This is a genomic window from Pseudomonas gessardii, from assembly GCF_001983165.1.
Taxonomy (GTDB): Bacteria; Pseudomonadota; Gammaproteobacteria; order Pseudomonadales; family Pseudomonadaceae; genus Aquipseudomonas; species Aquipseudomonas gessardii.
In genome coordinates this window covers 1-25900 of record NZ_MNPU01000059.1, presented here as the reverse complement: position 1 = coordinate 25900, position 25900 = coordinate 1, and the positions used below count along the sequence as shown (strand labels likewise).

Below are 25900 nucleotides of genomic sequence, written 5' to 3'. Positions count from 1 at the left end.
GCTTTTGTGGACGAGAAACAACGTTATGCCGAGGGCCTCAAGGTACGTCGTGAAGTGCTGGGCGATGCCCATGTCGAGCGCAGCCTCAATGCCCTGACCGAGTTCAACAGCGAATTCCAGGACATGATCACCCGCCATGCCTGGGGCGATATCTGGACCCGCCCCGGTTTGCCCCGGCACACCCGCAGCCTGATCACCATTGCCATGCTGATCGGCATGAATCGCAGCGAAGAGCTCAAACTGCACCTGCGCGCGGCCGCCAGCAATGGCGTGAGCCGCGCCGAGATCAAGGAAGTGCTGATGCAGAGCGCGATCTACTGCGGGATTCCGGCGGCCAATGCAACGTTTCACCTGGCCGAGTCGGTGTGGGACGAACTGGGGGTGGAGTCGCTGGGCTGACGACGATTTGCCACTCTTATGCCAAGTCATTCTTCAGCAGGTTGAATGTAGGAATTACGCCGTGGAAAGCCGGTTTCTTCACGCAGCGCATTTTCGGTAAAGGGCTTGGGGTTGGTTGTGGTGGGGGGCGTCCTGGGGTTGTTGTCAAAATCAAAGGCGGGAGCATTGGTCTCCAACCCAACGGCTTGGCGCTCCAGGTTGGGCTCGTCATTGGTTTGGCCTGGTAGGAGTGTGCCATGGGCACCGTTATAAGCATGGGCCATTTCATGGTAAAGACTAATGACCGGCGGTTCTTCGACGATGAGGCCGGGGTTGTTGTTTATTGCCGCGCCAGTTGCTACCGAACCCTTGGCTTGACCTTGGATAAAACCTAGCAAGGGGGATTCTGCGAGGTCGTCATATTCTTTTAGTTGTTTATCGTATTCTCTTGTGAGGTTGTTGCGGAATGAATAATTAGGGCGGTCACCGGTCTCGCGAATGGTGACGGGGGAACCATTGAGTTCGGCCGCCTGGTCCAGTTCAGTGAGCATTGTTTGTGCAGTTGGCGAATTTCTGAAAAATTCAAGGTCGTCTTGGGTTTGTTGTTTGAACTTGTCTGAGCCTTCGATTTTAAAGGCTTTGTGGCCGGCATCGTTTATTCGGACCTGTCTTAGGGTAGAGCCGGCAACCCTGGCGACACGATCACCGGCGTCGGCGTAGATCCTGTCGCTTGTATGGTTTGCCAGCACGGTGTCCCGGCCTCGACCGGTGTAGAACGTGGTCGGCCCTATGCTGTACATCAAGTCTTCTCCGGGGCCGCCATGCATCAGGTTCAAGGGGCTGGCGCCGATCATGGTGTCGTTGCCCGTGCCGCCATCCATATAGCTGAACGTTCCCTTGCTGCCGGGGCCGGAGAACATCAGGTCAGCGCCGTTGTTGCCATACATGACGGTCTTGCCCGTGCCGCCACGCATTTTGTCATTGCCGCTATTGCCCTCGGCGTAGCTGTCGCCGCTGCCCAAGGTAATGTCGTCATCTCCTGCACCGCCGTAGACACGGGTTGCACCGCTGCCAAGGGTTTCAATCCTGTCGTTGCCCCTACCCCCCTCAATGGTGATGGGGATAGTGACGCGAGGATCAACCCTGATGTGATCATCACCGCCTTTTGACTTGATGTGCAGTTGCTCTGGGTAGTCTTCATGGTTGTTGATTTTTAATAGGTAGTGAGTGCCATTGACTTCTAGGTGAATGTCGTTGCCTGACGAAGGGTTGACTTTTATGAGGTCTGAATTATCACCTGTTACGATTTGCAGAGCGTTATTTCTGTTTATATATCCATCATCCTTGGTTTTTTCCCAAGTGACTTTATGGGTTATTTTTATATGGTTGTCGCTAAAGAGGGTGAAAGAGTTTGTATAGACTGGATATTTTTCAATGTAGTTTTGATCGGGGGTCAACTTTGAGCTTGACGTGAATTGTGCATGTGATTTTTTTAGTGGCGGGCTTTGAATCGTGATGGGATTCGAGACGGAGTTACCCGCCAGTGCTACAGCAGGCTGGCTTGGAGGGGGTAGATTTAACGGTTGTAAGCTAGTTGCTATTACCATGACGTACTCTCGCTATAGTGTGTGCGTTTTGAGTACTAGTGGCTGAGCAGTGGCCAAGGATTCCGCAGGGAACCAATACAATTTTTTTCAGGACCCGGGTGGCCGTGCGGCTTTCAGTGGGCGTCGGCGTCCCACACCCAGTTCCACACCCCCGGCAAGTGCACCACTTCGTGGGCATCCTTCACTGTGCGCGCCAGGGCCCCGCGTTCCAGTGCCGAGCGGTCGGTGTAGAACGGCTCGGCGGCGGTCTTCAGGCCATTGGCCTGGGCGCTGTCCATCAGGATCTGCAGGTATTCCGGCAGGTGCCGGGCGGTATAGCGGTTGATGTCGTGAAAGGTCACCACCACCGGAATCACCCCGTCCACGGTCGGCAGTTCGCCCAGGGCAATGCGTTCGCGCACCAGCGACAGTTGCCGCAGCAGGTTGGCCCGGCGCTGGGGGCTGGCATTGAAGCCCCAGATCTTGCCGTCATTGGCACTCAAGTCGGTGAGCAAGATGTGCATGCCGTGTCGCTGGTAGGCGGCGAAAGTGCGCAGGTCGTAGTTCCAGAAGGGCGGGCGTACCAGGTTCGGCGCAGCGCCAGTGATCGAGGCAATCGTCGCCGCGCCCAGGCGCAGGGTCTGGGCCAGGTCTTCGTCGTTTAACAGGCGATGGTTACTGTGCCAGCGCGTCGCGGTGTGAAAGGCCAGGATATGCCCACCCGCGTGCTCGCGCTCCATGGTTTTACGCCCCCGCGGGCTGCCGCCTGAACGCCAGGCCTCGGTCTGCAAAAAGAAAATCGCCTTGATCCCCGGCTGCACCGGGTTGTGGGCCAGGTCCTGGATTACCGAACGGCTAGGGTTGGCGTACCCCGAGGCACTGGGCCCGTCATCGAAGGTCAGCAGAAAACGGATCGGCGCCTGGGCTTGCAGGCGTTGTGCGGTCTGCGGCGTCAGGGCAATGGGCCCGCCGATGCAGGCGCTGAGGCTCAGTGCCAGGGCGAACAAGGCGACTATGGCAAGGGATTTCATGGTGGGGGCCGGCTCAAATAAAGGCCGCTGCTGAATGGGGTCAACAGCGGCAGGCGCGCACCATACCGCAAGATTGTCGCGGGTTTACAGCAGACTTATCGGGTAACTGACGATCAACCGGTTTTCATCAAACTCATTGTTGCTGTAGTCCCGGCGCATGCTCGAATTGCGCCAGCGCAGGGTAAGACTTTTCAGGCTGCCGCTTTGCACGGTGTAGCCCACTTCGCTTTCTCGGCCCCATTCCTTGCCGTCGCTGACGGTGGCGGTGTGCACGTTGCTGCCGCTGATATAGCGGTTCATCAAGGTCAGGCCCGGCACGCCGAGGGGGGCGAAGTTGTAGTCATGGCGCACCTGCCAGGATTTTTCCTCGGCATTGTCGTAGCTGGCGTTGAAGCTGTCGTTGGCCAGGGTGCCGCCGCTGGTGCCATTGACCCGCATCCACGCGCTGTTGCCGCTAAGTTTTTGCAGGCCGACGTAGAAGGTGTGGCCGCCGTACCTGGCCGAGAACAGGCCGGACCAGGTCTTGTTGTGCAGCTTGCCGGCCCGGGCGCTGCCGTCGTCCTGGCCATAGAAGAAGCCGAGGTTGGCGCCCAGGGTCCAGTCGCCAATGGACTGGCTGTGGGTCAGGTTGAGGTATTGCTGGCGGTAGATGTCCTTGAGCTGGGCATTCCATACGCCGAGCTGGGTGCGTTTGTCGTTGAACGCATATTCGGCGCCCTGGAAGTTGAAGCGATCGGAGGTGAATGCGGTTTTACCGAACATCGACATGTCCGTCATGCTGCTGTCGTCACGCGGGCTGTTGGCGCGGAACTGGCCGCCATACAGGGTCAGGCCGGCGATCTCTTTGGAGGTGATCTGCCCGCCGCGCAGGGTTTGCGGCAGGGAGCGGCCGTCGTCCGAACGCAGGATCGGCAGCACCGGCATCCACTCGCCGACCTTCAACTCGGTCTGCGATAACCGCGCCTTGAACGCCACCCCCAGGCGGCCGAAGTTGTCCGCCGGTTTGCCATCATGATCCAGGGGCAGCAATTGGGTGCCACTGGAGCCGCCACCGCCGTCGAGCTTTTGCGAATACATGCCCAGCACATCCACCCCGAACCCCACGGTGCCCTGGGTGAAACCGGACTTGGCATCGAGGATGAAACTCTGCGTCCACTCCTGTGCACCGCCCTGGGCCTTGGTCGGGTGGGTGAAGTTGCGGTTGAAGAAGAAATTGCGCAGGTTGAGGTGGGCGCTGGCATCTTCCAGAAAGCCGTGTTCCTGAGCAACAACTGGGAGGGCAAGGCTGGCGACAGCGGTTGCCAGCAATAGCCGGCGAGGGTGCAAGGTGCTCATGGCGTGGGACCTGTTGTTATTGGTGGTTTTCAGGTGCGGGCCATGGTGCGGGGCGTGAGTGGGGCGGTTCAATTGGGGGAGGGCGGGTTTTGGGCGGTGATCGAACGAAACTGTGCGTCCATGAAAAAGCCCACCAAAAGGTGGGCTTCGTGTGTGGCTACGCCGCTTAGAACAACTTGAGCTTCGGCGCTTCTTCTTTCACCGGCTCATTTTTCGCGGTCTGTTCGTTCCAGCCGCCACCGAGGGCCTTGTACAAGGTCACTTCGCTGGTCAGTTGGGCCAGGCGGTCGGTGATCAGCGTTTGCTGGGCAGCGAACAATTGGCGCTGGGCGTCGAGGAAGGTCAGGTTGCTATCCACCCCAATCCGGTAACGACGCTCGGCCAGGCGGTAGTAGTCCTGGTTGGCCTCGACGAAATCACGCTGGGCCTGCAACTGTTGGTTGTAGGTCGCACGTGCTGCCAGGCCGTCGGAGACTTCCTGGAACGCGGTCTGGATCGACTTCTCGTAGGTGGCGACGTTGATCTCTTTCTGGATCTTCGAGTAGTCCAGGCTGGCGCGCAGGCTACCGGCGTTGAAGATCGGGATGTTGATCTGCGGTGCGAACGACCAGGTGCCCGAGCCGCCCTTGAACAGGCCGCCGAGGTCCGGGCTCAGGGTGCCGGCATTGGCGGTCAGGCTGATGCTCGGGAAGAACGCCGCCCGTGCCGCGCCGATATTGGCGTTGGCCGCCTTGAGGTTGTGCTCGGCCTGCAGGATGTCGGGGCGACGTTGCAGCAGGTCCGAAGGCAGGCCGGCCGGTACTTCGCTCAACAGGTCGTCGGACAGCGGCTGGGTGGCGAGATTCGCCGGCAGGCCGGTGCCCAGCAGCAGGGTCAGGTTGTTTTCGTCCTGGGCTACCTGGCGGGTGTAGCGGGCCAGTTGCACGCGGGCGCTTTCAACCGAGGTGCGGGCCTGGCTCAAGTCCAGGGCCGAGGCCACGCCGACTTCGTTGCTGCGCGAGGTGAGCTTGAAGCTCTGCTCGTACGCCGCCAGGGTGTCCTGGGTCAGTTTCAGCAGTTCCTTGTCCGCTTGCCAGGTCAGGTAGGCGTTGGCCACGCTGGCCACCAGGCTGATCTGCGTGCTGCGGCGTGCTTCTTCGGTGGCGAAGTACTTCTGCAACGCTTCTTCGCTCAGGCTGCGCACCCGGCCGAACAGGTCCAGCTCATAGGCGTTGATCCCGAGGGTCGCCGAGTAAGAGCTGGTGATGTTCGACTCGCCGGTTTGCGAGGCCCGTGCCGGAACGCGCTGGCGGTTGCCGCTGCCATTGACGCCGACGGCCGGGAACAGGTCGGCACGCTGGATACGGTACTGCGCGGCAAAGGCGTCGATGTTCAGCGCGGCGACGCGCAGGTCACGGTTGTTCACCAGCGCGACCTGGATCAGCTGTTGCAGGGCCGGGTCGTGGAAAAACTGCTTCCAGCCTTGCTCGGCAGCGGCCTGGCTCGGCGCCTGGGCCGACGAATACGCCGGCCCCTGCGGGAACTGGGCGGCAACCGGTGCTTCAGGTCGCTGATAGTCAGGGATCAGCGAGCAGCCACTGAGCACGAATGCGGTGACTGCCAGGGAAAGTAGCGACTTGCGCATTAGCCAGCCTCTTTAGGAGTGTGCGGTGTATCGGACTTGTCAGTTTTTTTGCGGCTGCCAATGGCAGACACGGTCACAAAGAACAGTGGCACCCAGAAGATCGCCAGGACGGTGGCGGTGATCATACCGCCAATTACCCCGGTCCCGATTGCGTGCTGGCTGCCTGAACCAGCGCCCGAGGAGATCGCCAGCGGCAGTACGCCGAGGACGAACGCCATAGACGTCATGATGATCGGACGCAGGCGCATGCGGGACGCCTCGATGGCTGCCTCGACGATGCCCTTGCCCTGTTCATGCAGCTCCTTGGCGAACTCCACGATCAGGATGGCGTTCTTCGAGGCCAGGCCCACGGTGACCAACAGCCCCACCTGGAAGAACACGTCGTTGGACAGTCCTCGCAGGCTGGTCGCCATCAGTGCACCGATCACGCCCAGCGGTACCACCAGCACTACCGCAATCGGAATCGACCAGCTTTCGTACAACGCGGCCAGGCAAAGGAACACCACCAGCAGCGACAGGGCGTACAACGCCGGTGCCTGGGAGCCGGACAAGCGTTCTTCGTACGACAGGCCGGTCCAGGCATAGCCCACACCCGCCGGCAGTTGCTTGGCGATGCGTTCGACCTCGGCCATGGCGTCACCGGTGCTGTAGCCCGGTGCCGGTGTACCGAGGATTTCCATTGCCGCTACACCGTTGTACCGCGACAGTTTCGGCGAGCCGTAGATCCATTTGCCAGAGGCAATTGCTGAGAGTGGCACCATTTTTCCGTCATTGGCGCGCACGAACCACTTGTTCAGGTCTTCCGGGGACATCCGGCCAGCAGCCTCGCTCTGCACATAGACCTTCTTCACCCGGCCACGGTCGATAAAGTCGTTGACGTAGCTGCCACCCAGGGCAATCGCCAGGGTCTGGTTGATGCTCGACAGGCTGATGCCCTGGGCACTGGCCTTCTCGTCATCAATGGTCAGCTCGTACTGCGGCTCATCGTTGACGCCGTTGGGGCGCACGCCGGCGAGGATCTTGCTTTGCGCAGCCATGCCGAGGAACTGGTTACGGGCGTTCATCAACGCTTCGTGACCCACACCGCCCTGGTCTTGCAGGAACACGTCGAAACCGGTGGCGTTACCCAATTCCAGTACCGAAGGCGGCACGATGGCAAATACCATGGCGTCCTTGAAGGTCTGGAAGAAGTAGCCCTGGGCACGCTTGGCCACCTCGAACACCGACAGCGAGGCATCCCGCTCGTCCCACGGCTTGAGCATGACAAACGCCAGGCCCGAACTTTGGCCACGACCAGCGAAGTTGAAACCGTTCACGGTAAAGACCGACTTCACGGCCTTGCCTTCGCCCGGCTCGCCTTCCTTGTCGTTCAACAGGAACGCGCGCATTTCGTCGATGACCACTTGCGTACGCTCGGCCGAAGAACCGACTGGCGTCTGCACCTGGGCGAAGATCACACCCTGGTCTTCCTCGGGCAGGAACGCGCTTGGAATCCGGGTGAACAGCCAGATCATGCCGGCAAAGATGATCAGGTACACCAGGAACGAAGGTGCCTTGTGCTTGATCATGTTGCCCACGCCGCGCTCGTAGCTCAGTACGCCACGGTCGAAGGTGCGGTTGAACCAGCCGAAGAACCCGCGCTTGGGCTGGCCATGTTTTTCGGGGTCGATCGGCTTGAGCATGGTGGCGCACAGGGCCGGGGTGAAGATCAGGGCAACCAGCACCGACAGGGCCATCGCCGACACAATGGTGATGGAGAACTGTTTATAGATGACCCCCGTGGAGCCGCCAAAGAACGCCATCGGCAGCAGTACCGCCGACAGGACCAGGGCGATACCCACCAGGGCTCCCTGGATCTGGCCCATGGACTTGACCGTCGCCTCCTTGGGCGACAGGTGCTCCTCGGCCATCACCCGCTCGACGTTTTCCACCACCACGATCGCATCGTCCACCAGCAAGCCGATGGCCAGGATCATGCCGAACATGGTCAAGGTGTTGATGGTGAAGCCGAAGGCCGCGAGGATACCGAACGTACCCAGCAACACCACCGGTACGGTCATGGTGGTGATGATGGTGGCGCGAAAGTTCTGCAGGAACAGGTACATCACCAGGAACACCAGGACGATCGCCTCGATCAGGGTATCGACAACCCCGGAAATCGATTCGGTCACCACTGGGGTGGTGTCATACGGAACCACCGCCTTCATGCCCGGCGGGAAGAACGGCTCCAGGGACGCGACCGTGGCACGGATGGCCTTGGCGGTGTCCAGGGCGTTGGCGCCCGAGGCCAGCTTGATCGCCATGCCGGAGGCCGGCTTGCCGTTGAACTGGGCGCTGATGCTGTAGTTCTGGCCACCCAGCTCGATACGGGCGACATCGCCCAGGCGTACTTGGGAGCCGTCGGCGTTGACGCGCAGCAGGATCTTTTCAAACTGCTCGGCGGTCTGCAGGCGGGTCTTGCCGATGATGGTGGCGTTCAACTGGGTGCCGGGCAGGGCTGGCAGGCCGCCCAATTGGCCGGTGGCCACCTGGACGTTCTGCGCGGCGATGGCACTGCTGACATCCACCGGGGTCATCTGGAAGTTGTTCAACTTGGCCGGGTCCAGCCAGATACGCATGGCGTACTGGGAACCGAAGACCTGGAAGTCACCCACCCCAGACGTCCGGGAAATCGGGTCCTGGATGTTGGAAACGATGTAGTTGGACAGGTCATCCTTGGTCATGCTGCCGTCTTCGGACACCAGGCCGATCACCATCAGGAAGTTCTTCACCGACTTGGTCACGCGGATCCCCTGTTGCTGCACTTCTTGCGGCAGCAATGGGGTCGCCAGGTTCAGCTTGTTCTGCACCTGGACCTGGGCGATGTCAGGGTTGGTCCCCTGGTTGAACGTCGCGGTGATGGTCATGCTGCCGTCGGAGTTACTGTCCGAGGCCACATAACGCAGGTTGTCGATACCGTTGAGTTGCTGCTCGATCACCTGCACCACGGTGTCCTGCACGGTTTGTGCGGACGCGCCTGGGTAGGTCACCTGGATATCAATGGCGGTTGGCGCGATGGCCGGGTATTGGTTGATGGGCAACTTGAGGATCGACAAGGCCCCGACCAGCATGATCACCAGGGCGATTACCCAGGCGAAAATGGGACGGTCGATAAAAAATTTCGACATGTATTACTCCCCTTTGCCAGCGGCGGCAGGAGCAGTACCGGCGGGCTTGGCGTTGGTGGCTTCCTTCGCGTCAACCGTGATGCCCGGCTTGATGAACTGCAAGCCTTCGGTAATCACACGGTCACCGGCATTCAGGCCTTTTTCCACCAGCCAGTAGGCGCCGGCGGTACGGTTGGCCACCAGCACGCGGTGTTCGACCTTGTTGTCGGCGGTCACCACCAGCGCCGTCGGGATACCCCGGATATCGCGGGTCACGCCTTGCTGCGGGGCGAGGATCGCCTTGCTGTTCACACCGGCCTGCAGTTGCGCGTGGACAAACATGCCCGGCAGCAGGGTGTGCTCAGGGTTGGGGAACACGGCACGCAGGGTGACCGAGCCGGTGGTCTGGTCGACCGACACCTCGGAGAACTCCAGGCGACCTTGCTGGCTGTATTCGCTGCCGTCTTCCAGGGTCAGCTTGACCATGGCGGCGTTTTCGCCGGCTTTTTGCAGTTGGCCGCTTTCCAGGTCGCGACGCAGTTTCAGCATCTCGGCGGAGGATTGCGTGACGTCGACGTAGATCGGGTCCAGTTGCTGGATCACCGCCATGGCGTCGGCCTGGCCATTGCTGACCAGCGCGCCTTCGGTGACCGAAGAACGCCCGATGCGCCCGGAGATCGGCGCGAACACCTTGGTATAGCGCACGTTGATCTGGGCGCTCTGCAGGTTGGCTTCCGAGGTCAGGCGGTTGGACACGGCGGTGTCGTATTCCTGACGGCTGACCGCCTGCTCGTTGACCAGTTGCTTGTAGCGGTCGGCAATCGACTTGGTCTGCTGCAGGTTGGCCTGGGCGCTTTTGAGCGTGGCTTCATAGACCGACGGATCGATCTGGTAAAGCTGCTGGCCTTCCTTGACGTCGCCGCCTTCCTTGAACAGGCGCTTGAGAATGATGCCATTGACCTGGGGCCGGACTTCGGCGATGCGGAACGCAGTGGTGCGCCCCGGCAATTCGGAGGTCAGGGTATAGGCTTGAGGTTGAAGGGTGACCACGCCGACCTGAGGGGTTTGAGCGGGCGGTGCCGCTTCTTCCTTTTTACATCCGCTGAGCAGCGATGCCAGGGCGACGGCAGTGACCAGAGCGGTAACAGCTGGCTTAAGTTGCATGAAGATCCTCGGGTCAGGCGCGTTTGATACGCACAAGAAGTGTGGAAGGGTAAAAAACAGGCAGTGAGTAGATAAGTAGCTTGCTAGGCAATATACTTACGTTCATGGTTGTTTGTAAACTCTTGACAGGCTTCGCGGATTCCTGACAAAGCAACGCTGCAAGCCTCGATTCTAGTACGTTCGCCGCCCATGAAGGCGTCGTCCCATAATTATTCAGAAGGTGGTTATCCACCCCCGCACGTGTCCTGATTGAGGTGTTACTGCCATGGTTCGTCGTACCAAAGAGGAAGCTCAGGAAACGCGCAGCCAAATACTTGAAGCCGCCGAGCAAGCCTTTTATGAGCGCGGCGTTGCGCGCACGACGCTGGCGGATATCGCGGCGCGGGCCGGCGTGACGCGGGGCGCGATTTACTGGCATTTCAGCAACAAATCGGACCTGTTGCAGGCACTGCTCGACACGCTGCACGAACCCCTGGATGAATTGGCCAGGGCCAGTGAAAGCGAGGATGAGGTCGATCCGCTGGGCTGCATGCGCAAGCTGCTGATCCATCTTTTTCATCAGGTGGCCCTGGACCCGAAGACTCGGCGCATTAATGAGATCCTGTTCCATAAGTGCGAATTTACCGATGAAATGTGCGACATGCGCCGTCAGCGCCAGACCCACAGCCTTGAGTGCAACCTGCGCATCGTCCTGACACTGCGCAATGCAGTCCACCGCGGGCAACTGCCGGAAAACCTCGACACCGCTCGCGGGGCGGTGTGCATTTATGGCTATATCAATGGGCTGCTCGGTCAGTGGCTATTGGTGCCGGACAGCTTTGAGCTGTATCAGCAGGCCGAGTGCCTAGTGGATATCGGGCTGGACATGCTGCGCCTGAGCCCCAACCTGCGCAATTGATACAAAATGCGTAATTGCGTCCGCTTGTGTCAACAGTAAAGCCCAAGGACGGTCAATCATCCTTCCGGCTTATTTGTGGGGTGACGTTATATACGTGCTGGGGTCGGGTTGAAAGGTAGCCGGCTAAGTATTTTGTAGCGATATTGTTGCATTGCTGTGAAGGAGTGTTACTGAACCTGTGGGCGCGCGATTGCTTCACGATCCAATAAAAAGCCCCGGCTCTTGCGAGCCGGGGCTTTTGCGTTGCCGCGCTCAGAGCGCCAGGGTCGGGTAGTCGATGTAGCCGACCGGGCCTTGAGTGTAGAAGGTCTGCGGGTTGGCTTCGTTCAGCGGCGCATCGGCCTTGAGGCGCGCCGGCAGGTCCGGGTTGGCGATAAACGGTACGCCAAACGCCACCGCATCGGCCTTGCCCGAGGCCAGCCAGGCATTGGCGCTGTCTTTGGTGAAGAGCTCGTTGGCAATGTACGGCCCGCCGAACGCGGCTTTCAATTGCGGGCCCAGGCTGTCGCCGGCTTCTTGCTCGCGGGCGCAGATAAAGGCGATGCCGCGCTTGCCCAGTTCACGGGCGACGTAGGTGAAGGTTTCTGCCAGGTTGTCATCGCCCATGTCATGTAGGTCGGCCCGTGGCGATAAATGCATCCCCACGCGGCCAGCGCCCCAGACTTCGATCAGCGCATCGGTCACTTCCAGCAACAGCCGTGCACGGTTTTCCAGGGAGCCGCCGTACTCGTCGGTACGCTGGTTGGTGCTGCTTTGCAGGAACTGGTCGAGCAGGTAGCCATTGGCGCCATGCACCTGCACCCCGTCAAAACCGGCGGCCTTGGCGTTCTCGGCGCCCACGCGGTAGGCGTCGACGATATCGGCGATTTCCGCGGTTTCCAGAGCGCGTGGGGTCGGGTAGTCCGCCAGTGGGCGCATCAGGCTGACATGGCCGGCCGGCTGGACCGCACTCGGCGCCACCGGGGTTTCGCCGTTCAGGTAGGCCCCGTGGGAGATCCGCCCCACATGCCACAGTTGCAGGAAGATCTTGCCGCCTGCGCCGTGCACCGCCTTGGTGATGTTGGTCCAGCCGCGCACCTGGTCGTTGGACCAGATGCCCGGGGTGTCCGGGTAGCCCACGCCCATCGGCGTCACCGAGGTGGCTTCGGTGAGGATCAGCCCGGCAGAGGCCCGCTGCACGTAGTATTCAGCCATCAGTGCATTGGGCACGCGGCCAGCGTCGGCACGGCAGCGGGTCAGGGGCGCCATGATGATGCGGTTCGACAGCTGCACATCACCCAGTTTGATCGGATCGAAAATAGTCGTCATCGCAAATACTCGTCTGTTCTAAGTAATTAATGGGTCGCAGGGGCCAGGTTGGCGTCGCTGCTTTGGTGGAACGTGATCAACGTGACCAGCAGCGCCAGGATCGCCAGGGCTGCGGCGGCCAATGGCACGCTGGTCAGGCCGAAACCGTGGGCAATCACACTGCCGCCGACCCAGGCGCCGAGGGCGTTGCCGATATTGAAAGCGCCGATATTGAGGGTCGAGACCAGGTTGGGCGCGGCCTTGCCGAAGGTCACCACGTTGATCTGCAGCGCCGGCACGGCGGCAAACGAAGCGGTGGCCCAGAGGAACAGGGTGATTTCGGTGGGGATGATGGCGACGCTGGTCCAGGTCAGTGCGGTGGACACCACGGCCATGCTGATAAATACGCCGATCAGGGTGGCCGCCAGGCGCTTGTCCGCCAGTTTGCCGCCGATGATATTGCCCACGGTCAGGCCCAGGCCGATCAGCAGCAGGGTCCAGGTCACACCTTTGGGTGAGATGCCGGTGACATCCCCCAGCAACGGCGCGACATAGGTGAAGAGGGTGAACATCGATGCGGCAAACAGTGCGGTCATGCTCAGCGACAACCAGATCCCGGCCCCCTTGAGGGCTGCCAGTTCGGCGCGCATATCGAGTTTTTCTTCATCGCGCTTGGCCGGCAGGAAGCGGATCAGGCCGATCAGTGCGATTACGCCAATCACCGTCACGGCCCAGAAGGTCGAGCGCCAGCCGGCTTCCTGGCCCAGCGCGGTGCCCAGGGGCACGCCGAGCACGTTGGCCAGGGTCAGGCCGGTAAACATCAGGGCCACCGCCGATGCGCGCTTGTTGGCCGGCACCAGGTTGGCGGCCACCACCGAGCCAATGCCGAAGAAGGCGCCGTGGCACAACGCAGTCACCACCCGGGCAAACATCAGCACGTTGTAGTCACTGGCCAGGGCGCAGAGCAGGTTGCCGATAATGAAAATACCCATCAACGCGACCAGGGCCGCCTTGCGCGGCAGCCTGGCGGTGGCCAGTGCCATAAAGGGCGCACCGATGGCCACGCCCAGGGCGTAGCCGGTCACCAGCCAGCCGGCGCCTGGAATCGACACACCGAGGTCGGCCGCCACATCGGGCAACAGGCCCATGATGACGAATTCGGTGGTGCCGATGGCGAAGGCGCTTAAGGCCAGGATGAGTAGCGAAAGAGGCATGTGGGGTCCTTTACAGCGGTGGGCTGAGTTCTTCGGTGAGGGCCTGGATAAACCCTTGGATCACGTCTTCATTGCGGCGGAAAAAGTGCCACTGCCCGGCTTTCTGGCTGCTGATCAAGCCTGCCCGTTGCAGGGTGGCCAGGTGCGCCGACACGGTGGACTGCGACAGGCCGCAGCGCTGGTCGATCTGGCCGGCGCAGATGCCGTACTCGTGGTTGTGCACTTGCTCGGGGAACTGCACTTTCGGGTCTTTCAGCCAGTTGAGAATGTCTCGCCGTACTGGGTGTGCCAGGGCTTTTATTATGTCGTCGAGGTCAATGGACATGGCAGGGCTCGGTGTGGGTAAAACGTTATATCGCGATGAGGCGAACTTTAAATCGTTATATCCCGATATACCAATACGATTTTGATCTTGTAACTGCATAAATCGGTATATCGGGTTATAACGATACGTTGATGGCAGTGCTAAACTGCGCGCCATGAATTATCTCGCACATCTGCACCTCGGCGGCCAACTTCCTGCACAACTGCTGGGCAGCCTCTATGGCGATTTCGTCAAAGGCCGCCTGCAGGGCCAGTACCCCCCGCAAATCGAGGCGGCGATCCAGCTGCATCGCGCCATCGACCGCTTTACCGACAGCCACCCCTTGGTGGGGCAGGCGTTGTCACGGTTCACCCTGACCCGGCGCCGCTATGCGGGGATTGTCCTCGATGTGTTCTTCGACCATTGCCTGGCGCGCGATTGGGCACAGTATGCCGACCAGCCACTGGAGCGCTTTACCTCCCGGGTGTACCGGGTGCTGGCGGCTGAACCGCAACTGCCGGGGCGCCTTGCGCAGATTGCCCCTTATATGGCGGCGGATGACTGGCTGGGCTCCTACCGCGAGTTCGCGGTGATGGAGCACGTGCTGCGGGGCATTTCCCGGCGCCTGAGCCAACCCCAGGAGCTGGGCCAGGCGATGCAGGAACTGCGGGTGCTGTATGAGCCGTTGAGCGAGGATTTCCGGGTGTTCTATCCCCAATTGCAGGCCTATGCAGATAGTCAAATATCCACGCCGATCTAATGTGGGAGCTGGCTTGCCTGCGATAGCGGTGTATCAGTCGCCACTGCTATCGCAGGCAAGCCAGCTCCTACATTTTTTGCGTGTTTGCTTCAGGCCGCATACGCGGGGCGAACCGGCACCTGCTCGCTTTGTGGCACCGGCCCAAACAACGCCTTCTGCACCGCCTGCTGCGCCTGATACGCCAGTGCCGCACGCTCCTGCCCAGCACAGGCAATGGGTTTAAGCAGATGAATCTCAACGTCGCCCTGATCATGGGCAAACAAACGCATCAGGTGCGAGAGCAAATCATCGTCACCAATAAACGGTGCGAGCGGATCAACCTGCCCATCGCGCAAATAACGGATCGCCACCGGCTGTAGCGCCACCTCGGCATCAATCGCACTGGCCAGTAGCCGGCCATGGAAGGTGCGCAGGCTGCGGCCATCGGTGGTGGTGCCTTCGGGGAACATCAGCAGCGGGTGTTTTTGCTCCAGGTGACGGGTCATCTGCTTGCGGATCAATTGGCTGTCCCCCGAGCCGCGGCGGATAAACAGGCTGCCGGCCTTGGCCGCCAGCCAGCCGGCCACCGGCCAGGTGCGCACCTCGGCCTTGGACAGGAATGACAGCGGCGTCACCATGCCCAGCAGCGGGATATCGGTCCAGGACACATGGTTGCTGACCCACAGCATCGGCTGTTGCGGCAGCTCACCGTGCACGGTCACGCGAAAGGGCAGGGCATGGCTCAGGCGCGCCATGAAAAACCGCGACCAGCGCTGGCGCCGCACCATGGAGTTGGCGATCCCCAGGCGCTCGAACAGGCCAAACACCCCGGCCATGCTCAAGCCCAGGCTTACCACCAGCAGTACGCGGGCGATCCGCCCGTAGACCCGTAGGCGGCCCATCACATGGCCGCCTTGAAGTGGCGCGCATAACGCGGGCACAACTCGTCGCGCTTGAGCAGGATAAACACGTCGGCCACCTGGAAGTCCTCGTCCCAGCACGGCTCGCCGCAGATCTTCGCGCCCAGGCGCATATAGGCCTTGAGCAGTGGCGGCATTTCGGCGATGACGTTGGACGGCAGGTCCAGGCTCGGCAGAGGCTTTTTCGGCTCGGCGCGCAGGTGTTCGTTGCACAGGTAGCGTTCGCGCAGGCGCTGCATGATCGCGTGGGCCTGGATGCCGCCGTCATGCATCGGGATGCTCGCGCAGCCCATCAGGTAGCTGTAGCCGCCCTGGTTGAGGACTTCGGCCAACTCGCCCCACAGCACCGCGATAGTGCCGCCGTTGCGGTAGGCCGGGTCGACACAGGTACGGCCGATTTCCAGGATCGGCCCCTGCAAATGCAACAGGCCGTGGAGGCTGAATTCTTCTTCGCTGTAGAACCGGCCCAGGGTGCTGGCCGCCTGGTGATCCAGCAACCGGGTGGTGGCAACCAGTCGCCCGGTGTTCAAGTCCCGTACGCCAATGTGGCTGCAGTGAACATCATAGTCATCCATGTCCAGGCCCAGTTCTGCGCCTTTGAGCTTGGCATTGAACTCGCCGCTGAAAACGCTGAAACGCAAGGCCTGGGCTTCCTGCAAGGCCTGGGCGCCGATCAGGCGTTCGGCTTGCAGACGGCGTTCATTGCCGGTGTCACTGATGCGGGCGATCTGAGTCATGGCGAGTCTCCAGGTGCCGGCCAGGGTTGCGGCCAGTCGACTTTGTTGTGCAAAGTCAGGCTATGTACCCCCGGTGTCATCTCCATGAATCTACGGTGACGCTTAGATGACAGCCCCCAAGGAGCCTTCCATGCCCTGGCACGCTTTGCTCGACCGACCTGCCCGACTGCCCGCCCACGCCAACCTGGCCGAGGGCTACAGCGTTTTATTGCAACGCCTGGGGCAGGTCACGCCCTTCGAGCTGGCGACCCAGGGCGCGCGCCTGATGGCCACGCCCGGCCTGGCGTTCCTGGTGGGCTATCAAGCGGCGTTGCGCGCGTTATGGCCCAGCGCGCCCCACAGCCTGGGCGCCCTGTGTGCGACCGAACAGCGCAGCCTGCGCCCGCTGGACATGCAAACGCGCCTGGACGACCTGCGCCTGAGCGGGCGCAAGGACTTCGCCACCGCCGGCGATGCCGCCGACTGGCTGTTGATCGCCGCCCGCTGCGAGGCCGCGGATGAAAAGCCGCGCCTGACCCTGGCCGTGGTGCTGGCCGGCGAGCCCGGCGTACGGGTGGAACCCTTGCCCGCGATCGCCTTGATGCCCGATATCAGCCACGGCCGCGTCCACCTCGACCATGCCGCTTGCGAGCGCTTGCCGGGGGATGGCTGGGACGATTACGTCAAACCCTTCCGCACCCTGGAGGACACCTATGTACTGAGCGCGATGACCGCCTGGTTGCATGGCATCGGCCAGGAGTGTGCCTGGCCCCAGGCCCTGCGCCTGCAGTTACTGGCGTTGCTGGCCGGCTGCGCCGAGGTCATTCGCCAACCCAGCGCATCGGCGGCGGGGCATGTGGTGTTGGGGGGATTGTTTGCGCAGTTCGAGGCGCTGAAGCCACAGATCAATCAAGCGATGGCCGAAGGGGCGTGGGCCGCCATGTGGCAGCGCGACCAGGCCGTGCTGGACCTGGCCGCCAGCGCCCGGGCCAAACGCCTGGAAAAAGCCCTGAACCCAGCCCCCCGCTGACTGTGGGATGAGCGTGTGTGGGAGCTATGGGGTGGTTCCCAGGCCTGTCGCCAAACCGTCATTTATCTGCATTAGGCTCGCGGGCTTGAATGCCCCCGAGTACTTGTCCATGGTCAAAGGCCTGCTGTGCGTCGCCTGGCTGTTGTTCACCGCTACCGCACATGCCCAGGCCTGGCCGGCGAAGGATTGGCCCCAGGGCCCGCAACTGGCCGGCCCCGCCGTCAAGGCACTGGAGGACTATGCCTTCCCGGCGCGCAATGACATCACCCGCGAAGGCATTCGCACCGACGCATTGTTGGTGATCCGCGACGGCACCATTATTTATGAACGCTACGCCGCGCCCACCACGGCCACCACGCCACACCTGACCTGGTCCATCAGCAAAAGCCTGATGGCCACCGTCCTGGGCGTGGCGTACGGCGAAAACCGCTTCAAACTGAGCGACCCGGCCGCGCGCTTTTATCCGCCGATGAAGCAACACCCGACCATCACCCTGGCGCACCTGCTGAACTGGGCCTCGGGCCTGGACTGGCAGGAAGACTACGAATACGCCCCGCTGAAATCCTCGGTGGTGGCCATGCTCTACACCCGTGGCCGCGCTGATATGGCGGAGTTTGCCGCCCAGAGCACTCCTTTCGCCGCGCCGGGCCAGGCCTTTCGTTACTCCAGCGGTGACAGCAATCTCGTGTCTGCCGCTCTCAAGGGCATGCTCGGGCACAAGGCTTATGTCGATTACCCGTGGACCGCGCTGTTCACGCCTTTGGGCATGCGCAGTGTGACGTGGGAAAGCGATGCCACTGAAACCTTCGTTGCCTCGTCCTATGCCTACCTCACTGCCCGCGACCTGGCGCGGGTCGGCTTGTTGATGGCGCGGGACGGGCGTTGGGGCGAGCGGCAATTGCTGCCCAAGGCCTGGGTCGACTTCAATCGTCAGCCCCTGGCGCAGTACACGGCGGGCCAGGACGAAGCCGTGCCCGGCGGCCACTGGTGGCTCAACCGCCAGGTACAGGGCGCCGCCAGGCCCTGGCCGGATGCGCCCGAGGATACCTTCGCGGCCCTGGGCCACTGGGGCCAGGCGTTGTATGTGTTGCCCGAGGCCAAGCTGGTGATCGTGCGCTACGGCGACGACCGCGACGGCCGCTATCGCCACAACGAACTGCTCAAACGCGTGCTCGCGGCGGTGCAACCATGATCCGTCGTCGCCCGTTTATCAGCCTGTTTCTCCTGCTGTTGCTCGCCTTGCTGGGGTGGATCTGGCATGAGCGCGTCAACCTGCAAGCCTTCCCCGATATCATCGCGGCGTATACGGCCAAGGAGTATTGCTCGTGTCGGTATGTGGCGGGCAATCCTGCTGACTATTGCCTGGGGTATGTGAAGCAATACGTTCCCACCAGCGCCTTTGCCGATCATCCGCAAACGCGCCTGGTCACCGCCAGCGGCCTGGGCCGCAGCCACAGCGCCCAATGGCTGGGCGAGCGCCAGGGTTGCCGCCTGCTGCCCTGAGGTTCCACAGGGTGGAACCACCTTTGATTGTCCTCGCACGCCCATCGCGGTTATCTGTGGTGGTGCCACAAAAAAGAACGGGAATACCCGCCTGCGAGGAGAATCACCATGCGCCCACACCAGCACATCCTGGATTGGCTGAGCGATGTCGCCAGCGACCTGCACGCCGTGCGCCAGGACATCCACGCCCACCCCGAACTGGGGTTTGAAGAAAACCGCACGGCGGCCCTGGTCGCCCAATCCCTGAAAAACTGGGGTTTTGAGGTGCATACCGGCATCGGCCACACCGGTGTGGTCGGCGTGCTGCGCAATGGCCGCAGCACGCGCACCCTGGGGATCCGTGCCGACATGGACGCCTTGCCGATCATCGAAAACACCGGCGTCGCCTACAGCAGCCAACACGCCGGCTGCATGCATGCCTGCGGTCACGACGGTCACACCACCATGCTGCTGGGCGCTGCGCGCTACCTGGCGGCGACGCGTCAGTTCGACGGCACCCTCAACCTGATCTTCCAGCCGGCCGAAGAAGGCCAGGGCGGCGCCGAAGCGATGCTTGCCGATGGCTTGCTGGAGCGCTTCCCCTGCGACGCGTTGTTCGGCATGCACAATATGCCCGGCTTGCCCGCCGGCCACCTGGGCCTGCGGATCGGGCCGATGATGGCTTCCCAGGACCTGCTCACCGTGACCCTCGAAGGCGTCGGCGGCCACGGCTCCATGCCGCACCTGACCGTGGACCCGCTGGTGGCCGCCGCCAGTACGGTGATGGCCTTGCAGACGGTGGTGGCGCGCAATATCGACGCCCAGGAAGCGGCAGTGGTGACCGTCGGCGCCCTGCAAGCAGGGCAGGCTGCCAACGTGATTCCCCAGCAGGCCATCCTGCGCCTGAGCCTGCGCGCCCTCAATGCGCCGGTGCGCGAGCAGATGCTGGAGCGGGTCAAGGCAATCATCCAGACCCAGGCCGCCAGCTTTGGCTGTACCGCGCAGATCGAACATCGCCCGGCCTACCCGGTGCTGGTCAACCATGGCGCCGAAACCGAGTTCGCCCGCCAGGTCGGCATTGCCTTGCTCGGTGAGGCCGCGGTCGACGCCAATACGCCCAAGTTGATGGGCAGTGAAGACTTCGCCTGGATGCTCCAACGCTGCCCCGGCAGCTACCTGTTTATCGGCAACGGCGTGTCGCGGCCGATGGTCCACAACCCTGCCTATGACTTCAACGACGAGATCCTGCTGACCGGCGCCGCCTACTGGGGCGCCCTGGCCGAGAGCTGGCTCAAGCCGGCCTGACGAACTGCCTTTTCCTGCCGCTGGACCTTTCCTCAACAGGTTGAATGGAGTGTTCCCATGCAGACTTCAATAAAAGGCGTGTCCCGCACCCGGCAAGTGGTCGCGGCGGTGGTCGGCAACGCGCTGGAGTGGTACGACTTCATCGTCTATGGCTTTCTGGCCAGCATCATCGCCCGGCAGTTCTTCCCCTCGGACGATGAGTACGCCTCGCTGCTGATGGCCCTGGCCACCTTCGGCGTGGGCTTCTTTATGCGCCCGGTGGGCGGCATCCTGCTCGGCATGTACGCCGACCGCAAAGGCCGCAAGGCCGCCATGCAGTTGATTATCCGCTTGATGACCGTGTCCATCGCGCTGATCGTGTTTGCGCCCAACTACGCCGCCATCGGCATGGGTGCGCCGCTGTTGATCGTGGTGGCGCGGATGCTCCAGGGTTTTGCCACCGGCGGCGAATATGCCAGCGCCACGGCGTTCCTGGTGGAAAGCGCACCGGCCCATCGCAAGGGCCTGTACGGCTCCTGGCAATTGGTCGGGCAGTGCCTGGCGGTATTTGGCGGCGCGGCGATGGTGGCGTTGGTCACCCACTTCTTTTCCCCAGAGACCCTCGACCTGTGGGGCTGGCGCCTGCCGTTTGTGTTCGGCCTGCTGATCGGCCCGGTGGGCTTGTGGATTCGCCGGCACATGGAAGACCCCGAGGAATTTATCCAAGCGCGCAAACAGGCCACCGGCCCCGCGCCAAGCCTGATGGATGTATTGCGTAACCATCGGCGCAGCATCCTGGTGAGCATGGGCCTGGCCTGCGGGGCGACGGTGTCGTTCTACGTGGTGCTGGTGAATATGCCGACCTTCGCCCACAAGAACCTTGGCCTGCCGCTGGATCAGGTGTTGATGGTGCAGATGTTCGCCGTGGCGTTGATGACCGTGGTCATTCCCTTGTCCGGCCTGCTCTCGGATCGCCTGGGCCGACGCCCGGTGTTGATGGGCTTTACCCTGGCGTTTTTCGTGATGGTCTACCCGCTGTATGTGTGGGTTGCGGCGGCGCCGTCCATCGAGCGCCTGCTGGTGATGCAAGTGATGCTGTGCATCGCCATCGGCGGCTTCTTCGGCCCGGCGCCGACGGCCCTGGCCGAGCAGTTTCCCATCGAGGTGCGTTCCACCGGCGTGTCGGTGGCCTATAACGTGGCGGTGATGGTGTTCGGCGGTTTCGCCCCGCTGATTGTCACCTGGTTGAGCAAAGAGTTGGGCACACCGGTCGCGCCGGCGTTTTATGTGCTGTTTGCTTGCGTGCTGACGCTGCTGGGCACCTACTGCATGCAGGAAGCGCCAAGGGCTGCAGCGCCGGCGCGGTTTGCCAAGGGGGTGAAACCTTGAACATCGTTGAACTGGATGCGCTCGGGCTGTCCCGGGCGATCCATGCCCGGCAGGTGTCCTGCCACGAAGTGATGCAGGCCTACCTGGCGCAGATCGCGCGCTTGAACCCCTCGGTCAATGCCCTGGTGTCGTTGCGTGACGAAGCCGATGTGCTGGCCGAAGCCCGTACCTGTGACCTTGAGCTGGACCAGGGCCGTTCCCGTGGCTGGATGCACGGCATGCCCCAGGCCATCAAGGACCTGGCGGCGACCAAAGGCCTGCGCACCACCCTGGGTTCGCCCCTGTTCGCCGAACAGATGCCCACCGAAGACGCGATCGCCGTGGCGCGGGTGCGGGCCAGCGGCGCGATTATCATCGGCAAGAGCAACGTGCCGGAGTTTGGCCTGGGTTCGCAGACCTACAACCGCGTATTCGGCACCACCGGCAATGCCTACGACCCGGCCTTGGCGGCGGGCGGCAGCAGCGGCGGGGCGGCGGTGGCCCTGGCGTTGCGCATGCTACCGGTGGCTGATGGCAGCGACATGATGGGCTCGCTGCGCAACCCGGCGGCGTTCAACAACGTATTCGGCCTGCGCCCGTCCCAGGGCCGCGTGCCCCATGGCCCGGCGCCGGAGGTGTTTGTCCAGCAACTGGCCACCGAGGGCCCGATGGGCCGCAGTGTGGCGGACGTGGCGCAACTGTTGAGCATCCAGGCCGGGTATGACTCGCGGGTGCCGTTGTCGCTCAAGGACGATCCCCGCGTCTTTGGCACGGCGTTGGCCCGGGATTTCAAGGGCGTGCGCCTGGGCTGGCTGGGGGACTACAACGGCTATCTGCCGATGGAAGAGGGCGTGCTGAGCCTGTGTGAATCGGCCCTCGGCGATTTCAGCGCGCTGGGTTGCGCGGTCGAAAGCTGCCAGCCGGACTTTTCCATGGCGCGCCTGTGGCAAACCTGGCTGGTCCATCGTCATTGGCTGGTGCAGGGCGCGCTGGGGGCGGCGTATGCCGACCCGCAAAAACGTGCGTTGCTCAAGCCCGAAGCCCAATGGGAGGTGGAGGGCGGCCTGGCCCTGAGCGCGGCGGATGTGTATCAGGCGTCGCTGGCGCGCAGTGACTGGTATCGCGCCCTGGCCAGGTTGTTTGAACGTTACGATTTCCTGCTGTTGCCCACCGCCCAAGTGTTCCCTTTCGATGCACAACAGCCCTGGCCACGCGTCGTGGCAGGGCAAACCATGGACACCTATCACCGCTGGATGGAGGTGGTGATCGGCCCGACATTGGCCGGCTTGCCGAGCATGAGTGTACCGGTGGGCTTCAACCCGCAAGGCTTGCCCATGGGCCTGCAAATCATCGGCCCGGCCCTGGCGGATCGCGCTGTGCTGCAACTGGCGTATGCCCATGAGCAACTGACGCACTGGGTGCAGCGCCGCCCCCCGGAATGCCTGGGCGGGTGACGGCCTATATCTTGCTGTGAAATTCGTTCATCCACCCGCAATCGGAGATCGAGCCATGGGCAGCAACGTCGACACAGGGACTGTACGTTCAGTGGAGCGGGCACTGGCCATCATCGAGCTGCTGGGCGAGCACCAGGCCCTGGGGCTTGAAGAACTGCATTACCTGACCTGCCTGCCCAAGGCCACGGTGTCGCGGATGCTGCTGACCTTGCAGGAACAGGGCTGGATCTATCGCGGCCTGAGCGACCGGCGCTATCGCCTCAGTGCCCAGCGCTTGTTTGGCGATACCCAGCAACGCTTCAAGCGGCGCCTGGTGGAGTGCGCGGCGCCCTGGCTGGTGGAGCTCAGCGAACGCACCGGGCTGGTGGCGGATCTGTCGAACTTTGACGGCGAGCGCCTGGAAGTCATGGAAAGCGCGATCCCCACGGTATTGCGCAAGCTGTACCCGAATAACTGCCAGATCGTTGGCCAGCATGCCAGCCTGTTCCATTCGGCCATGGGCAAGGCGTGCCTGGCCGAGCTGGCGGCTGACGAGGTGCAACGCTTGGCCTGTCGCGAACAGGTGGCGGCCGACGATCAGTACCGCGCCTGCGAGCAATCCCAACACCAGGGGTTTGGCCAGCGCACCGAAGGGTACTGGGAATACCCGGTGCGCTTGCCATTCCTGATCCGCGCGGTGGCGTTGCCGGTGCGGGCCAATGGGCGGTTGGTGGGGAGCATGGCGCTGCATTGGCCCATGCACCAGGCGCCGGTGGAGCGGGTGTTGAGTTTGCATCTGGCGAGCCTGGAGGCGACCGTGCAAGGGGTGCAGCACGCACTGGTCTAAACATTGCGTACAACAAGCCGGCCAGTTAAGGTTTGTGCAGGTTTTTCTGCGCGCGAGTGTTTAATTAATGTTCAACGCATCCGTCTTCAAGCCCCTGGCCTTCCTGCTGCTGGCCGCTGCCGCCATGCCTGCGCAGGCCGCCTGGTATCTGGATAACGAATCCTCACGGCTGTCGTTCGTCACCACCAAAAACACCGATATTTCCGAAGTCCAGCGCTTCCTGGTGCTGCACGGCAAGGTCGACGAGAAAGGTGCCGCGCAGGTGGAAGTCGAGTTGGAGTCGATCAACAGTGGCATCCCGCTGCGTGACGAGCGCATGCGCAACGAGCTGTTCCAGATCAAGGCTCAGCCCAATGCGCTGATCAACGCGCAAATCAACCTGCAGCCGCTCAACGACCTGGCCACCGGCGCGCAGCTGGAGTTGCGCCTGCCGCTGTCGGTCACCCTGCATGGCAAGACCCAGGCCTACAACGCCGAATTGCTGATCACGCGCCTGGACGACCGGCGTTTCCAGGTGGTGACCCTGGAGCCGTTGGTGCTGCATGCCAGGGATTTTGACCTGCTCGCCGGTGTCGAGACCTTGCGCAAGGCTGCCGGCCTGGATGCGATCAGCCTGTCGGTGCCGGTGGGTGCGGTACTGATTTTCACGGCGCGCTGAGATGGGCGGCGCGGTGTTCCCCTGGCGCAGCGCCAACCGCTTTGAATTGCTGATCGACGGCGCGAATTTTTTCCCGCAGATGCTGGTGAGCATCGCCCGTGCCGAGCATCAGGTGGAGCTGGAACTGTACCTGGTGGAGGCGGGCGCCTGTGCCGAGGCGATGGTCCAGGCCCTGGTGCAGGCGGCCGAGCGCGGGGTACAGGTGCGTTGCCTGTTCGATGACTACGGCAGCCTGGCATTTACCCTCAGCCTGCGGCGGCGCCTGACCGAGGCCGGGGTGGAGCTGCGCTTCTACAATCGCCTGCGCTGGCGCCGCTGGATGCGCAACCTGTACCGCGACCACCGCAAACTGCTGTTGATCGACCAGCACGTCGCCTTCGTGGGCGGCACCGGGGTTACTGATGAGTTCTGGACCCCAGGGCAAGATACCTGTGAGTGGCATGAGGTGATGGTGCACATCAGCGGCCCGTTGGTGCTGGACTGGCAAGCCCTGTTCGACCGCCAATGGCGGGTCAACGATCACCGCCGTGCCTGGAAACCGGCCACGCACTTCGGCCTGCCGCGCCTGCCCAAAGTGCCGGCAACCGGGTCGGGCCTGGGGCGGGTGGCCTATGCCGATGCCGGCCAGCACCGGGACATTTTGCAGTCGCTGATCCGCGCCTTGAACAGCGGCCAGCGCCGTATCTGGCTGGCCACGCCGTACTTCTTGCCTACCTGGAGCGTACGCCGGGCCTTGCGCCGCGCGGCCGGGCGTGGCGTGGACGTGCGCCTGCTGCTGACCGGGCCACGCACCGACCATCCATCGGTGCGTTACGCCGGGCACCGCTACTACCCGCGCCTGCTCAGGTCCGGGGTGAAGATCTTTGAATACCAGCCGTGCTTCCTGCACCTGAAGATGGTGCTGGTGGACGATTGGGTGAGCATCGGCTCGTGCAATTTCGATCACTGGAACCTGCGCTTTAACCTGGAGGCCAACCTGGAAGCCCTGGACCCGGAGTTGACGCTGGCGGTGGCGGGCAGTTTCGAGCGCGATTTTGCCCAGAGCCAGGCGGTCAGCCTGCAAGCGTGGAAGGCCCGGCCCTTGTGGCGGCGGGTGAAGCAGCGGGTGTGGGGGTGGATTGATCGGTTGGTGGTGAATGTGTTGGATCGGCGGGGTTAGAAGGGCACCTCAGGGCAAATGAAGGTGAGGGGCTTGGGTCAGTGGCAGTGCCGGCCAGGTATGTCATGACAGCCTAATAGTCCAGTTGGCCCTGGGGTGTCGCGGTAACTGGCCCCCTGAATCATTGAGGGGCCAGGGTTAGACTCTATTTAGGTGTTTTATGTGATTGTTAATGGGGCTCTTCGCATTTAAGGGTGTAGCTGATTTCTAAACCCTCCTGACTTCAGCAAGCACCTGGCTATGTAATTGGTTAAATTTCTAAAGCCCAAGGCGGTACCTCGTAAGTGCTCAAGTCGC

At 62.3% G+C, this 25900-nt stretch carries 23 protein-coding genes; 12 read left to right on the top strand and 11 right to left on the bottom strand.

Annotated features, from left to right (window positions below; all coding sequences use genetic code 11):
* Window positions 1-6 precede the first annotated feature (6 nt).
* The gene (gene pcaC / locus BLL38_RS26430; RefSeq protein WP_076964923.1) at window positions 7-399 is read left to right on the top strand and encodes a 4-carboxymuconolactone decarboxylase; all 393 of its coding nucleotides are present in this window, start codon (window positions 7-9) and stop codon (window positions 397-399) included.
* Between the two features lie 26 nt (window positions 400-425).
* Here pcaC and BLL38_RS26425 read toward each other — a convergent pair whose 3' ends face one another.
* From BLL38_RS26425 to BLL38_RS26400, 6 genes are all read right to left on the bottom strand, one after another.
* Window positions 426-1985, bottom strand: a complete 1560-nt coding sequence (locus BLL38_RS26425; RefSeq protein WP_083743124.1) for a M91 family zinc metallopeptidase — start codon at window positions 1983-1985, stop codon at window positions 426-428.
* A gap of 113 nt (window positions 1986-2098) precedes the next feature.
* Window positions 2099-2995 (bottom strand): polysaccharide deacetylase family protein, encoded by an 897-nt coding sequence (locus BLL38_RS26420; RefSeq protein WP_076964922.1) that lies wholly within the window; start codon window positions 2993-2995, stop codon window positions 2099-2101.
* A gap of 84 nt (window positions 2996-3079) precedes the next feature.
* Window positions 3080-4330: an OprD family porin gene (locus BLL38_RS26415; protein WP_076964921.1), complete on the bottom strand. Its 1251-nt coding sequence runs from the start codon at window positions 4328-4330 to the stop codon at window positions 3080-3082.
* Between the two features lie 166 nt (window positions 4331-4496).
* Window positions 4497-5954, bottom strand: coding sequence for an AdeC/AdeK/OprM family multidrug efflux complex outer membrane factor (gene adeC, locus BLL38_RS26410; RefSeq protein WP_076964920.1), 1458 nt, complete (start codon window positions 5952-5954; stop codon window positions 4497-4499).
* Window positions 5954-9121 carry an efflux RND transporter permease subunit gene (locus tag BLL38_RS26405; RefSeq protein WP_076964919.1) on the bottom strand — a complete coding sequence of 1056 codons (3168 nt, stop codon included), beginning with the start codon at window positions 9119-9121 and terminating at the stop codon, window positions 5954-5956. Before BLL38_RS26405 ends, adeC begins: the two co-directional genes overlap by 1 nt.
* Before the next feature lie 3 nt (window positions 9122-9124).
* Window positions 9125-10264: an efflux RND transporter periplasmic adaptor subunit gene (locus BLL38_RS26400; RefSeq protein WP_076964918.1), complete on the bottom strand. Its 1140-nt coding sequence runs from the start codon at window positions 10262-10264 to the stop codon at window positions 9125-9127.
* A 265-nt stretch (window positions 10265-10529) separates the two neighbouring features.
* Between BLL38_RS26400 and BLL38_RS26395 the strand changes: the two genes are divergently transcribed.
* On the top strand, window positions 10530-11162 hold the full coding sequence (locus BLL38_RS26395; protein ID WP_076964917.1) for a TetR family transcriptional regulator: 633 nt from the start codon (window positions 10530-10532) through the stop codon (window positions 11160-11162).
* Window positions 11163-11414: 252 nt separating this feature from the next.
* On the opposite strand, the gene BLL38_RS26390 is transcribed toward BLL38_RS26395, so the two are convergent.
* The 3 genes from BLL38_RS26390 to BLL38_RS26380 are packed head-to-tail and all read right to left on the bottom strand — an operon-like array spanning window position 11415 to window position 13988.
* A complete protein-coding gene (locus BLL38_RS26390; protein ID WP_076964916.1) occupies window positions 11415-12470 on the bottom strand; it encodes an alkene reductase in 1056 nt (351 codons plus the stop codon).
* Between the two features lie 26 nt (window positions 12471-12496).
* A complete protein-coding gene (locus BLL38_RS26385; protein ID WP_076964915.1) occupies window positions 12497-13663 on the bottom strand; it encodes an MFS transporter in 1167 nt (388 codons plus the stop codon).
* 10 nt (window positions 13664-13673) lie between these two features.
* Window positions 13674-13988 carry an ArsR/SmtB family transcription factor gene (locus tag BLL38_RS26380; protein ID WP_076964914.1) on the bottom strand — a complete coding sequence of 105 codons (315 nt, stop codon included), beginning with the start codon at window positions 13986-13988 and terminating at the stop codon, window positions 13674-13676.
* Window positions 13989-14142: 154 nt separating this feature from the next.
* Between BLL38_RS26380 and BLL38_RS26375 the strand changes: the two genes are divergently transcribed.
* On the top strand, window positions 14143-14727 hold the full coding sequence (locus BLL38_RS26375) for an acyl carrier protein phosphodiesterase (protein ID WP_076964913.1): 585 nt from the start codon (window positions 14143-14145) through the stop codon (window positions 14725-14727).
* Between the two features lie 89 nt (window positions 14728-14816).
* Here the strand turns inward: BLL38_RS26375 and BLL38_RS26370 are convergent, their stop codons facing one another.
* Both BLL38_RS26370 and olsB read right to left on the bottom strand, forming a co-directional pair.
* On the bottom strand, window positions 14817-15608 hold the full coding sequence (locus BLL38_RS26370; protein ID WP_076964912.1) for a lysophospholipid acyltransferase family protein: 792 nt from the start codon (window positions 15606-15608) through the stop codon (window positions 14817-14819).
* Entirely contained in the window at window positions 15608-16363 is a 756-nt protein-coding gene (olsB, locus tag BLL38_RS26365; RefSeq protein WP_057439788.1) for an L-ornithine N(alpha)-acyltransferase, read from the bottom strand. The genes BLL38_RS26370 and olsB overlap by 1 nt, the downstream gene beginning before the upstream one ends.
* Window positions 16364-16493: 130 nt before the next feature.
* On the opposite strand from olsB, the gene BLL38_RS26360 reads away from it, so the two are divergent.
* The 9 genes from BLL38_RS26360 (at window position 16494) to BLL38_RS26320 (ending at window position 25603) form a co-directional block, all read left to right on the top strand.
* Window positions 16494-17372: an acyl-CoA dehydrogenase middle domain-containing protein gene (locus BLL38_RS26360; protein ID WP_076964911.1), complete on the top strand. Its 879-nt coding sequence runs from the start codon at window positions 16494-16496 to the stop codon at window positions 17370-17372.
* Window positions 17373-17481: 109 nt separating this feature from the next.
* Window positions 17482-18564 carry a serine hydrolase domain-containing protein gene (locus BLL38_RS26355; RefSeq protein WP_076964910.1) on the top strand — a complete coding sequence of 361 codons (1083 nt, stop codon included), beginning with the start codon at window positions 17482-17484 and terminating at the stop codon, window positions 18562-18564.
* Window positions 18561-18875, top strand: a complete 315-nt coding sequence (locus BLL38_RS26350) for a hypothetical protein (RefSeq protein ID WP_057439782.1) — start codon at window positions 18561-18563, stop codon at window positions 18873-18875. The genes BLL38_RS26355 and BLL38_RS26350 overlap by 4 nt, the downstream gene beginning before the upstream one ends.
* A gap of 108 nt (window positions 18876-18983) precedes the next feature.
* The gene (locus BLL38_RS26345; RefSeq protein WP_076964909.1) at window positions 18984-20159 is read left to right on the top strand and encodes a M20 aminoacylase family protein; all 1176 of its coding nucleotides are present in this window, start codon (window positions 18984-18986) and stop codon (window positions 20157-20159) included.
* A gap of 57 nt (window positions 20160-20216) precedes the next feature.
* On the top strand, window positions 20217-21527 hold the full coding sequence (locus BLL38_RS26340) for a citrate-proton symporter (RefSeq protein ID WP_076964908.1): 1311 nt from the start codon (window positions 20217-20219) through the stop codon (window positions 21525-21527).
* The gene (locus BLL38_RS26335; protein ID WP_076964907.1) at window positions 21524-22960 is read left to right on the top strand and encodes an amidase; all 1437 of its coding nucleotides are present in this window, start codon (window positions 21524-21526) and stop codon (window positions 22958-22960) included. Before BLL38_RS26340 ends, BLL38_RS26335 begins: the two co-directional genes overlap by 4 nt.
* 55 nt (window positions 22961-23015) lie before the next feature.
* Entirely contained in the window at window positions 23016-23786 is a 771-nt protein-coding gene (locus BLL38_RS26330; protein WP_076964906.1) for an IclR family transcriptional regulator, read from the top strand.
* Window positions 23787-23853: 67 nt separating this feature from the next.
* Window positions 23854-24444, top strand: coding sequence for a YceI family protein (locus tag BLL38_RS26325; RefSeq protein WP_076964905.1), 591 nt, complete (start codon window positions 23854-23856; stop codon window positions 24442-24444).
* A 1-nt stretch (window position 24445) separates the two neighbouring features.
* Window positions 24446-25603 carry a phospholipase D-like domain-containing protein gene (locus BLL38_RS26320; protein ID WP_076964904.1) on the top strand — a complete coding sequence of 386 codons (1158 nt, stop codon included), beginning with the start codon at window positions 24446-24448 and terminating at the stop codon, window positions 25601-25603.
* Window positions 25604-25900: the final 297 nt, after the last annotated feature.

Bases quoted from the DNA above. Each gene is read 5' to 3' on its own strand.
- BLL38_RS26375 (WP_076964913.1), top strand. From the start codon at position 14,143: ATGAATTATCTCGCACATCTGCACCTCGGCGGCCAACTTCCTGCACAA.
- adeC (WP_076964920.1), bottom strand. From the start codon at position 5,954: ATGCGCAAGTCGCTACTTTCCCTGGCAGTCACCGCATTCGTGCTCAGT.
- BLL38_RS26325 (WP_076964905.1), top strand. From the start codon at position 23,854: ATGTTCAACGCATCCGTCTTCAAGCCCCTGGCCTTCCTGCTGCTGGCC.
- BLL38_RS26320 (WP_076964904.1), top strand. From the start codon at position 24,446: ATGGGCGGCGCGGTGTTCCCCTGGCGCAGCGCCAACCGCTTTGAATTG.
- BLL38_RS26385 (WP_076964915.1), bottom strand. From the start codon at position 13,663: ATGCCTCTTTCGCTACTCATCCTGGCCTTAAGCGCCTTCGCCATCGGC.
- BLL38_RS26400 (WP_076964918.1), bottom strand. From the start codon at position 10,264: ATGCAACTTAAGCCAGCTGTTACCGCTCTGGTCACTGCCGTCGCCCTG.
- olsB (WP_057439788.1), bottom strand. From the start codon at position 16,363: ATGACTCAGATCGCCCGCATCAGTGACACCGGCAATGAACGCCGTCTG.
- BLL38_RS26415 (WP_076964921.1), bottom strand. From the start codon at position 4,330: ATGAGCACCTTGCACCCTCGCCGGCTATTGCTGGCAACCGCTGTCGCC.
- BLL38_RS26395 (WP_076964917.1), top strand. From the start codon at position 10,530: ATGGTTCGTCGTACCAAAGAGGAAGCTCAGGAAACGCGCAGCCAAATA.
- BLL38_RS26360 (WP_076964911.1), top strand. From the start codon at position 16,494: ATGCCCTGGCACGCTTTGCTCGACCGACCTGCCCGACTGCCCGCCCAC.
- BLL38_RS26330 (WP_076964906.1), top strand. From the start codon at position 23,016: ATGGGCAGCAACGTCGACACAGGGACTGTACGTTCAGTGGAGCGGGCA.
- BLL38_RS26405 (WP_076964919.1), bottom strand. From the start codon at position 9,121: ATGTCGAAATTTTTTATCGACCGTCCCATTTTCGCCTGGGTAATCGCC.
- BLL38_RS26420 (WP_076964922.1), bottom strand. From the start codon at position 2,995: ATGAAATCCCTTGCCATAGTCGCCTTGTTCGCCCTGGCACTGAGCCTC.
- BLL38_RS26345 (WP_076964909.1), top strand. From the start codon at position 18,984: ATGCGCCCACACCAGCACATCCTGGATTGGCTGAGCGATGTCGCCAGC.
- BLL38_RS26390 (WP_076964916.1), bottom strand. From the start codon at position 12,470: ATGACGACTATTTTCGATCCGATCAAACTGGGTGATGTGCAGCTGTCG.
- BLL38_RS26425 (WP_083743124.1), bottom strand. From the start codon at position 1,985: ATGGTAATAGCAACTAGCTTACAACCGTTAAATCTACCCCCTCCAAGC.
- BLL38_RS26340 (WP_076964908.1), top strand. From the start codon at position 20,217: ATGCAGACTTCAATAAAAGGCGTGTCCCGCACCCGGCAAGTGGTCGCG.
- BLL38_RS26350 (WP_057439782.1), top strand. From the start codon at position 18,561: ATGATCCGTCGTCGCCCGTTTATCAGCCTGTTTCTCCTGCTGTTGCTC.
- BLL38_RS26370 (WP_076964912.1), bottom strand. From the start codon at position 15,608: ATGGGCCGCCTACGGGTCTACGGGCGGATCGCCCGCGTACTGCTGGTG.
- BLL38_RS26355 (WP_076964910.1), top strand. From the start codon at position 17,482: ATGGTCAAAGGCCTGCTGTGCGTCGCCTGGCTGTTGTTCACCGCTACC.
- BLL38_RS26380 (WP_076964914.1), bottom strand. From the start codon at position 13,988: ATGTCCATTGACCTCGACGACATAATAAAAGCCCTGGCACACCCAGTA.